General features: G+C 34.6%; 9 protein-coding genes. All 9 read right to left on the bottom strand.

Translation table 11 applies throughout. The features are described 5' to 3' along the window. Nucleotides 1-63: 63 nt before the first annotated feature. Entirely contained in the window at nt 64-2,046 is a 1,983-nt protein-coding gene (locus FJN11_RS01430; RefSeq protein ID WP_049552129.1) for a peptide ABC transporter substrate-binding protein, read from the bottom strand. Between the two features lie 198 nt (nt 2,047-2,244). After that, nucleotides 2,245-3,297, bottom strand: coding sequence for a glycosyltransferase (locus FJN11_RS01425; RefSeq protein WP_125446909.1), 1,053 nt, complete (start codon nt 3,295-3,297; stop codon nt 2,245-2,247). A 24-nt stretch (nt 3,298-3,321) separates the two neighbouring features. After that, nucleotides 3,322-4,419 carry a UDP-galactopyranose mutase gene (glf, locus tag FJN11_RS01420; protein WP_124787547.1) on the bottom strand — a complete coding sequence of 366 codons (1,098 nt, stop codon included), beginning with the start codon at nt 4,417-4,419 and terminating at the stop codon, nt 3,322-3,324. A gap of 1 nt (nt 4,420) precedes the next feature. Continuing rightward, nucleotides 4,421-5,845 carry a flippase gene (locus FJN11_RS01415; RefSeq protein ID WP_140223875.1) on the bottom strand — a complete coding sequence of 475 codons (1,425 nt, stop codon included), beginning with the start codon at nt 5,843-5,845 and terminating at the stop codon, nt 4,421-4,423. A gap of 151 nt (nt 5,846-5,996) precedes the next feature. Next, the gene (locus tag FJN11_RS01410) at nt 5,997-7,142 is read right to left on the bottom strand and encodes an oligosaccharide repeat unit polymerase (RefSeq protein ID WP_042751691.1); all 1,146 of its coding nucleotides are present in this window, start codon (nt 7,140-7,142) and stop codon (nt 5,997-5,999) included. A 23-nt stretch (nt 7,143-7,165) separates the two neighbouring features. Continuing rightward, on the bottom strand, nt 7,166-8,131 hold the full coding sequence (locus FJN11_RS01405; RefSeq protein WP_140223874.1) for a glycosyltransferase family 2 protein: 966 nt from the start codon (nt 8,129-8,131) through the stop codon (nt 7,166-7,168). Next, complete coding sequence (gene wecB / locus FJN11_RS01400) at nt 8,131-9,225, bottom strand: non-hydrolyzing UDP-N-acetylglucosamine 2-epimerase (RefSeq protein WP_033682309.1); 1,095 nt, start codon at nt 9,223-9,225, stop codon at nt 8,131-8,133. The genes FJN11_RS01405 and wecB overlap by 1 nt, the downstream gene beginning before the upstream one ends. Further along, nucleotides 9,222-10,307: a glycosyltransferase family 4 protein gene (locus FJN11_RS01395; RefSeq protein ID WP_033682310.1), complete on the bottom strand. Its 1,086-nt coding sequence runs from the start codon at nt 10,305-10,307 to the stop codon at nt 9,222-9,224. Before FJN11_RS01395 ends, wecB begins: the two co-directional genes overlap by 4 nt. Then, nucleotides 10,282-11,004 carry a WecB/TagA/CpsF family glycosyltransferase gene (locus tag FJN11_RS01390; protein WP_049552120.1) on the bottom strand — a complete coding sequence of 241 codons (723 nt, stop codon included), beginning with the start codon at nt 11,002-11,004 and terminating at the stop codon, nt 10,282-10,284. Before FJN11_RS01390 ends, FJN11_RS01395 begins: the two co-directional genes overlap by 26 nt. Nucleotides 11,005-11,006 lie beyond the last annotated feature (2 nt).

Below are 11,006 nucleotides of genomic sequence, written 5' to 3'. Positions count from 1 at the left end.
GGATTTAGCATTCCTATCGAATGCCAAATCCTCTATCACTCTGTTTCTATAGATGTTTAAAATCTACTTCACATGTTTTGCGAGTTCTTCTTGAGCTTTTTTATTAGACTCTTCTTTTTCTTTCATCCATTTTTCTTGGGCTTTTTGGTATTCTTCTGTTGTTACTGGTTTATCTTGTACATCAAGGTATTTATACAAGTGAGCTTCACTTGTTCCTTTGTTTCCAGAATAAGCAAATGGAAGTGTGAATGGTACCATCTTAGACAACATTGGACGACCAGTTTTAGAAGTTGTTGGGATTAGCAAGGCACTGTCGGTCAACCAAGCTTGGGCAGCAGCATATTTTTCATAACGTTTTGAAATGTCATTCACTTCTTCACCAGCTTCCACAACCATTTTTTCGTAGTCTTCCAAACCAACTTGCTTAGCCGCAGCGTTGTTTGTTCCAGAGTCAAATCCTAGGTAAGTCTTTGTACTTTCCCCTACAGATGGTTTGAGAATATCAAGGTAGGTAGATGGGTCAATGTAGTCTGGTCCCCATCCAACGTTATCTGAGACATCCCAATCTTGTCCAGCAGCCGTTTCAGCAAAGTAGGTAACATTGAGAACTTCATCTTTTTGAAGTTGTTGGATATCAATGACGACATTGTCAGTTCCTAATGTTTCTTCAAGTGATTGTTTAAAAGATTGGACACGTTGAACTTTTGTTGTATTGGTTTGGTCAACTGGCATATCCAAGTGGATTGGGAATTGAACGCCTTCTACTTGGAGAGCTGTCTTAGCTTTAGCAAACTCTGCTATCGCTTTTTCAGGATTGTAGAGTCCATCCTGAGCATCATCCAAGTTCACGTTGCTCCATTCGTCACCATAAGTCACCAATTTGTCTTTGACCATTTCGCCAAAGTTCTTTCCATCTGCCTGTACAAATGTAGGAGGAACAAACAAGTTACGAAGCAGTTTAGTTGCCCCATTCGCACCATTCACTTGAGAAGCATAGGCTTTTCTATCAAAACCAAAGGCAAGAGCTTGACGGAAATCTTTGTTTAGAAGAGCTTTCTTGGTTGAAGTCTTTTGTTCATCTGTAGTCTTAGAAGTGTACTTATAAGACTGGCGATCAATATTAGTACCTACTAAATAAGTAGTAGAATCTTGTGGTGTATAAACGATGTTGTCTTTAAACTCTTTTTCAAGTTCAGGATAACTTGCGCTTGTCGGGAAGAGACGAGCCATTGTAAAGCTTCCATCTTTGAAGTTTTCTGCAAGTTTTCCTGTATCTTGACCATCCCAGAATGAAAGTTTTACCTTATCAATGTGAACATTGTCCTTATCCCAGTAGTTTGGATTCTTTTCAAATTCTACTGAAGATTTAGCGACCAATGATTTCAACAAGAAAGGTCCGTTATAAAGGATACTGCTTGGATCTGTTGCTTTCCCAAAATCATCTCCCTTAGAGTTTAAAAACTCTTCATTAACTGGTGCTAAGACACCCATTGTTGTTTTAGAATTCCAAAAACTTTCAGGTTTGTTCAAAGTGTATTGAACTGTTTGATCGTCAATCGCTTTAATCCCAACTTGAGAGAAATCTTTAGTTTCCCCTTTAGCGTATGCATCCAAACCTTTAATTGAATCCTGTACCAAGTAAAGGGCTTCTGATTTCTTATCTGTCGCATACTTAAGTCCTGTTACAAAGTCTTGAGCTTTCACAGACGCATACTCTTCTCCTTCAGATGTGTACCACTTGGCATCTTTACGGATTGTATAAGTGTAAGTCAAGCCGTCCTTAGATACAGACCAATCCTCAGCCATAGATGGCACAAAGTTACCATAGCGGTCATTTTCAAGCAATCCATCAATCACATTACTAGTAATGTCAGTAGTTGCTGCCTTACCAGTTGTCAAGTAGTTCAGGTTATCTGGATCTGTTTCGTAAACATAAGAAAAAGTTTTCTCACCTTTTGCACTAGACCCTGAGCCAGAACAAGCAGCTAAGACACCTGCTGCTAATAAAGTTACTCCCGCAAGAGCCAATACTTTCCTTGTTTTCATAGTATTCTCCTTTGTTTTTCTATCCATTATAGACCCTTTGCAATCTATTGTCAATATATTTTTCTGAATTTTCATTTTTAGTTGTTATTTTCTGACAACTATCGAATCTTATTTCATTTTTTAATCTCTTTTTAACTATAAGAAAAGAGGGAATCCAGTAACTCCCTCATCCATCTATTTAAATCATTTTTAGATTCATTAATTGAAAGCTTGCAATGCGGAAAGAAGATAAGAACCCTCACGAATTTTTTGACCTACGGCCTTAGCATTTTTGACCAAACCCTGATACTCTTCTTGAGACAAATGTTCCAATACTTCTTCCAAGTCAAGTAAACTCTCAATACTAATTCCACACTCTTTTTCTAAGACGAAATTAGCCAAAGCAGATTGCCCCCAGACAATAATAGGGAAACCAGAAGCCAAATAAAGGGAGGCCTTGTGGGAATTATTGTATCTCAAATACTCACCAAACACTCCGATACAAGTTTTAGAACTGTCACCATCCCAAACCAAACCAAAGCTTCCTTCTAATGCTGATGGTAGTTCATCTGGAAGAAATGAACCAAAATAGGTTTCATTGGATAGCTTTCTAGCCTCATCAAAACCAACACCATAAAGGTTATATGCCGGTCTTGCAGGTAACTCATATAAGTAACCTGCTTTTTCTTGAGCTAAATTTCCAGCTACAATAATAGCTCCTTCCTTCGATAAATCTTCTTTATCCTGATAATTCGGGATCAGATAGTCAAAAATGCCTAAACTAACTATTTTTTTCTCAGAAATCCCCTTATCAACAAGCACTGATTTCATAACCGGATTATGAGCAATAAGACCATCAGCTTGTTTCAAAAGACTAGACTCCTGCAGATGAACACGAATTTTATGCTTCAAGGGTACTGTATCCAAATTCGCGTAGCGCAAAACTTCTAAATCATGGATAATAAAGTGAACCTTCACTCCTTTACGTTGGATTCTCTTTACCAAATGAGTAGTAAAGAAACTATGATGAAGCATAGGAAATTGAATCAGTAGCTGATCCCCGTCCTTCAACTTAGAAATAGCTTTGGATAGCGCTTTAGCCTTGTGTCGTTGGGCTCTGATAGTCCCCATTTGATACCAATCATCTACCATCAATAACAAAGGACTATAGCCCTCACGAACTACTATTTCTTCAACATCGTTTCGAGCCTTATTCCCCGCATTTCGTGCACCAGAGTCCTTCAGAAATTCTTCTTTTAGATAATATTTCATCTATCAATTTTATCCTTCATTATCTTATTTAAACTCTTCCTCTACAACATTTAGGGCACGTTCAATGACCACATGCATGTCGTAGTATTTGTAATCAGCCAAACGTCCGCAGAAAATGACCTTATCATTCTGCGCTGCTTCTTCTTGATATTTAGCAAACATAGCATTGTTTCTCTCATCATTGATTGGATAATAAGGTTCATCACCACGTTTCCAATCAGCTGGGTATTCACGAGTAATAACCGTCTTCTCTTGTGTACCATACTCAAAATGTTTATGCTCAATAATACGAGTATAAGGAATTTCACGTTCTGTGTAGTTTACAACAGCATTTCCTTGATAGTTTTCTTCATCTAGAACTTCATGCTCAAAACGAAGACTACGGTATTCTAACTCACCATGTTTATAGTCAAAGTATTGGTCAATCATCCCTGTAAAGACAACTTTTTCAGCAGAAGCTTCTAATTCCTGACGATTGGCAAAAAAGTCAACTCCAAGTTCTACTTCAACATCCTTCAGCATATTTTCGATAATGACATTATAGCCACCAATTGGAATTCCTTGGTAACGGTCATTGAAGTAGTTATTATCAAAAGTCAAACGAACTGGTAAACGTTTGATGATAAACGGTGGAAGGTCAGTCGCAGAACGTCCCCATTGCTTTTCAGTATATCCTTTAATCAACTTTTCATAAATATCTGGACCGATCAACTTAATAGCTTGCTCTTCCAAGTTTTTAGGTTCAACGTCCTTCATATGAGCCGTTTGCTCAGCAATCTTATTTTTGACCTCTTGAGGAGTTTTTGTCCCCCACATAGCATAGAAAGTATTCATATTGAAAGGTAGATTATAAAGGCTACCCTTGTAATTTGCTACAGGCGAGTTGATGTAGTTGTTAAACTCAGCAAATTGATTAACATAATCCCAAACTTTTTTATTAGAAGTATGGAAGATATGTGCACCATATTTATGAACATTAACACCTTCTACATTCTCACAATAGATATTCCCACCAATGTGGTCACGTTTATCAATAACTTTTACTTTTTTTCCACGCTTGGTTGCTTCATAAGCAAAAATTGCTCCAGACAAACCAGCACCAACGATTAGATAATCGTACATATTACACCCCTTTATTTCTGAATAACTGTTGTTTTATATCTCGTAGATTTATAACTTTAAAAATCAAAATTAAACTGATATAAATTATTGCCCCCAAAATAGTAGAAAGTCCTACATTTAACATGGACGGTAAATTCAATAAGTCTTTTACAAAAAACAGAATTCCATACATCAATCCTGATGAAATCATAATTTTTATCATAGATCCTATAATCGGAACATCTCTTAGATAAGAGCGAGTAAAGAATAACTGTATAGCCCAAACCAGAGACTCTGTTAAAACAGATACAATTGCTGCCCCTATATAGCCCAATTTGGGAAGAAAGAGAAGATTTAATCCAACACTAACAATAGCAGGAATTGTAGTTGAAAGCATGAACTCTCTATTTTTATTATGGGGAATCAAAATTTGAATCCCCATAATATTTGTCCAACCAATAAAGAACATTCTTAGAATCATAATAGCTATTGCATAGCGTGCATCTTGAAAATCTTTTCCCAGAAAAAAGTTAACAAAATCATCGTTTATAATTAACATACCTGCCATAATGGGGAAAATAACCAAATTATAAATTAGAAATGACATCTCATACATTTTATTAACTGCTTTATGATCCCCTGATGATAAAAGATTTGAAACTCGTGGTAACATGACACTTCCCAATGAAGTCACTAGGGTCAATAAAATATTAACAAGTTTCAATGCTTGATCATAGATTCCTACATCTTTTGTTGAAGCTAAAGCTCCCAGCATTGTACGATCCAAAGTAACATAGAGCGATATGGCAATCTGAGGTAAAAACAATAAGATAACTGGCTTCAAATGCTGCTTAGCATATTCCCAATCAAAGTGCGGTTTCCCAATAAACTCTCTTGCCGGCAACCACATACTTAGTTGTCCCAACAATTCAAAAATGGTAAGCAAGAACACATATAAATATAGGTCGCTAGCTGATTTTATAAATAGAAAAATAGCAATGACGCCAACTAGTTTCACTGTAATATTTCTGACTGTAATTTTTCGAAAATCCTCTAAACCTTGGAATAGCCAAGAAATATCTAAACCTTTAGAAAGTAAACTTAATCCTAAAATATAAGCTACTGGGTTTTGCATTAACGAAAAAGTGAGACAAAGCAAAATATAGAGAGTCAGTGATAAGATGGTTGCTCCAAGTTGTAAAGTATAAATTCCCCAGAAATTTTTACGAATTGTTTTTCGATTACCAGAAATTTCCTTTGTACCATAATTGGCTACCCCCAAGGTAGCCAACAGGATAAAGTAGGTAACAATAGAATTATAATAACCATAAGTTCCTAAATCATCAGAACTAAATACTCTGGTAACATATGGAGTCGTAATAATCGGTAAAATAATTACTAATAATTGATATGAAAGATTGTATGCATAATTTTTAAGAACCTTCATAGGGAGCATATTCCTCACTTAACTACTATTATAAACGGCGAAAATTAGTCTGTCCAAAAATGATGATGTTAAATAGATTAAACTTTTTTTGGTACAAAAATCACTTAACTAGCCTCAATTTAGAACCAAGGATACATATAACACAAAAACTTTAAACATCTTGATAATTATACCTATACTTACTCCAAGAAATACCCATCAATAACAATAATGGATTGTACATTAATTCAAAAAATTGTGGATCAAACATTGAATGAAGTATCAATACAATAAAAACAAGCATCTCAACTGTATTAAAGTGTCCTCTTTTATTTAGTTGATAGAAACTATACCAAATAACAACTAGTAGAATCACTCCATAATGCAACAAAATATTTACAAAAGATGAATCAACGTATAAATAATTATCAAAAACAGACGTAGCCCTTTGTTGCAATTCCCAATCAATTCTTTGACCAAACATATGTACACCATATAAAGATAGTGTCTTATGTCCTAAACTTAGTCTTCCTGTCAAAGCTACGTTTAAAATTTGAAAGAGTTTACTGTTTGCGTTATAAAAATAAGTCAAAATGATAGGAATAAGAATCCCTGCAGTCAACGTAATTTTACCAATGGCATTCAGGATTTTTTGACTAACTACTTTATTTTTGAATATGTACACCAATACTAATGCTAGAATTGAAAGAAAGAAAGCTGATTTCGTATCAGTATTAACGTAAAAATAATAATTCAGTATTCCAAACAATAAAATTTCTGACAATCTGATTTTACTTTTTCTTAAATATAGATATACCAAAGTCAGATGAAATAAATAATTAGCACCGAGAGTAACATATTGGTATCCTTGGCTAAAACGGAATCGCCCTCCTAATTGAACCCTCAGCGTATTTTCAATAATGCCAAACTTTAATAGACCATATATAGAAATCATTAATAGTACTATCGAAACTGTCCAGAGAATCAAAACTTTTCTAAAATTCACATTGTTTATAGAAATAATAAATAAGATTGTTGAAATTATTGTGAGGGCATCAAAAAGCTTATGTGTTGTAATCCCGATAATTATAGCCAAGCAGAAAGCTGAAAAGAAGAATATCAGAAACTTACTCGAGTGTCTCTCTAATAGTAGTTTAAACAGAAGTATGACAATAGACACTATCATAGCAACTATTCGAAAACGATAAATTTCAGGGTATTTATAGACTAAGTTTGTTTGAGCTATGAAATTAAAAAGCAACCAAATAAAGAAAGCTGAAAAATATAATAACTCTGATAATTTTATTTTTATTTTCATATTTTTACCTAAGTTTGTTTAAATTATCCAATCTTATTTCGAATAGTGTTATACAATTTTGCAGATACGAGAAACAATATATATTTCAATTTATTTTTCCTTGTAACATTTGAATTCGGAATAACATCTTTGAAATATTGAATGTATTCTTTTCTAATTTTATCAACTTCAGCATACATATCTGAACTAAGCATAGCATGTACAATATGCAGACCATTAAAAACATAGCGAACATTCAAGGCTCTTCTCATATCCCTATCACCTGAATAGTCTCGTTCAATATAACTTCTATTCCATTCCATTGCCTTGTAAAAATCTAAGAGACGATCACTATACTTAGAATTTACAATACTTCCTGGTCTTCGATAGTATTTATAAAGATTTAGATCACTAACAGCAATATTTTCACAGGAAGCAATATGCTCATAAGCAAGAGCTAAATCTTCATATAACATCCCTTTAGGATATGGAAACCTTAATAAGATTTCTTTCCTATATAGTTTACCACCTGAATGTGTCCCAACATAATTTCCATAAAACATTTGTTCTAAAGCTGTTCTACGATCTAATTTTCCAGAATATTTCTCTCTGAAATCTCCTAAAAAATCACTATTTTCATAGTTTCTAACTTCAATCACTGGAGTTGCTACAAGATCAACTCTATACTTATCTCTAAGTTCTACTAAATATTCAATGGCTCTATGGTCATAATAATCGTCTGAATCAATGAAAACAATCCAATCTGTTGAAGATTCTTTTACCCCAGTATTGCGGGCATTGGACAATCCCCCATTTTCAATATGCAGAACTTTTATTCTATTATCTTCTCGAGCATATTGGTCACAAATTTCTCCAGAACTATCCGTCGAACCATCATCTACTAGGATTATTTCAATATTTTTATATGTTTGTTGCCTTAGACTTTCTACACAATAACTCAAACAGTTCTCAACATTGTACACTGGTACAACAATAGAAATCTGATCCATTATGATAATCCTTCCAAAATGATATCAACAATACGCTCACAAGCTTTTCCATCTCCATATGGATTACTTGCTTTACTCATCTTGCTGTACTCTGTTTCATCTTCTAGAAGCAGTTTGAAATTAGTATAAATATTTTCTTCTTCTGTTCCTACCAATTTCAAGGTTCCTGCAGCAATCCCCTCTGGACGTTCTGTTGTATCACGCATTACTAATACTGGTTTACCTAAAGAAGGTGCTTCTTCTTGCACACCACCAGAATCTGTTAAAATCATGTAGCTTTGATTCATAAAATTATGGAAATCAATGACTTCTAGAGGTTCAATGATTTTCATACGTTCATTATCGCCAAACACTTTACTTGCTAGCTCACGAACCTTAGGATTCTTGTGAATAGGATATACGACTTTAACATCTTCAAACTCATTCAGGATACGATTAACTGCATTAAACATATTTTCCATTGGTTGACCAAGATTTTCACGTCTATGGGCTGTCAACATGATTAGTTTACTGTCCTTAGCCCACTCTAAAATAGGATGGTCATAATGCTCTTGAACGGTTGTCTTCAAGGCGTCGATGACAGTATTTCCAGTAACATAGATATTCTCTCTTCCCTCTTTTAGAAGATTCTCTTTAGCCACTTCTGTCGGAGCAAAATTGAAATCCGCAATAATTGAAGTAGTCTGACGATTGAACTCTTCAGGAAATGGGCTTTGAAGATTATAAGTTCTCAATCCTGCCTCTACATGTCCAACTTTAATTCCCATGTAAAATGCAGCTAAAGCTGTCGCAAAAGTGGTTGTAGTATCCCCATGAACAAGAACAATATCTGGTTTTTCCTGCTCTAAAACTGCTTGAATTTTATCTAAAATACTTGTCGTGATTGTAAATAGTGTTTGATTTGCCTTCATAATTCCTAAATCATAATCAGGAACAACTTTAAAGACATCTAAAACTTGCTCTAACATTTCTTTATGTTGACCCGTTACACACACAAGTGTTTTGATTGAATCATTTTTCTTCAGTTCATTCACTAAGGGACACATTTTTATTGCTTCTGGACGCGTCCCAAAAACTAACATTACTTTTTTCATTTTGAATCTCCCATTAGTTTTTGATAAAATTTACGATAATTCTCTAAAAATAAAGGATAACTAAACTTCTCTTCATAATCTTTTTTAGCTTGATGAGCTAACCTAGTTCTAAGAGTTGAGTCAGTCGCCAGACTCTCAATAGCAGAAGCTAAGGCCCTAGCATCTTTAGCAGGAACCAAGATCCCATTTTCTTTTGTAACAACTTCATTAATGCCAGGAATATCTGTCGCAACCATAGTTTTCCCATTCATAAATGCTTCGATAACATTTAGAGCCAAGCCTTCAAATAATGAAGAAGATACTAGGAAATCAAAGCTATTAATACACTCGACTATATCCTGTCTATAGCCTAAAAAAGTTACTTTATCTTCCAGATTTAGTTCTTTAACCTTGTTTTCTAATTCGGCTCTAAGTTCTCCATCCCCAACGATAAATAAACGAAGGTTTTCATCTGAAATCAAAGAAATAGCATCAATCAAATAGGTCAAACCTTTTTGTTCAGATAATCTTGCAATACAGCCTAGCTTGATTCCATCAAACTTCATAATCTCATCAACTTGTCTATTTGACTGTTTCAAGATCACTCCGTTATAGATAACAGTGCTGTCTGCAACTCCCACATCATCTTTCAAATTTTGATTAACTGCTTGACCCACTGCAATACTATAGGCATTTTTCAGTGAAAATCTATATAAAGACAACTTATCTTTAAAGACATTATGAGCAGTGTAAACGTGGACTAGCTTGGGATTAATCAGTTTTAATAAACGAATATAAAAAGCTGCCATTCGATGATGCGTATGAACCAGAGTAATATCATTTGTCTTAATAATTTGATAAATAGTAAGAAGCAGCTTCAACACAGTAAGGGGATTTTTGCTGTCTATATCGTGAATTTTATGATGGATAATTCCTTGGGCCTCTAATTTTGGTTCCCAAAGGCCTCCTGTAGAAGCTACATGTACACTATCAAACTCATCTTTCAAATCAGAACTCAACTGGTACACGATTCTCTCAGCACCACCAATATCCATCGTTCGTGAAATATGTAAAATATTATTTTTTCGTTTTTCGTTTCTCATCTAAAACTCGCTTAATAAAGGTAACATTCCCTACAAAGTATCGTTTAAAGAGACGCTTTGGCTCATTAGCAACTCGGAACAACCACTCCAAGTTTAATTTCTGCATCCAAAGTGGGGCACGCTGAATGTGACCAGACAATACATCAAAACTACCACCTACACCCATAAAAATAGAATTCACTCCATTATCCATAAATTTTTGGATGATGTATTCTTTTTTAGGTGAAGTAATTCCAACAAATACAAAGTCGGGATTCTTTTCACGAATATCTTCCTGAATATCTTGCTCATCTTCCTCAGAAAAATAACCATTACGATGTCCAACAACTCGTAGATTTGGATACTCTTCTTTAAAATTTTGTAACATATCTTGCAAAACTTCTTCTTTAGCACCAAAAAAATACACTGAATAAGATTTTTCATCGGCTAATTTTAATAATCTTTGCATTAAATCAATTCCAGCAACTCGTTCTGGAACTTGGTAGCCCAAAAATCGAGAAGCTAGAACTACTGATGCACCATCTGCATTGATGATCTCAGAGTCGTTAACTATCTTCTTAATAGCTTCATCTGATTGACATTGGTTAATCTTATCAGCGTTTACGCCCATTAAATGAAGAGGACGTTGTTCAATTACAAATTTCTCAACCTCTTGTACTGTTTCATCCATTGTTAAAGGGTCAATTCTGACCCCCATTA

This window comes from Streptococcus symci (assembly GCF_006385165.1).
Taxonomy (GTDB): Bacteria; Bacillota; Bacilli; order Lactobacillales; family Streptococcaceae; genus Streptococcus; species Streptococcus symci.
This window is presented reverse-complemented; position numbering and strand designations above follow the sequence as displayed.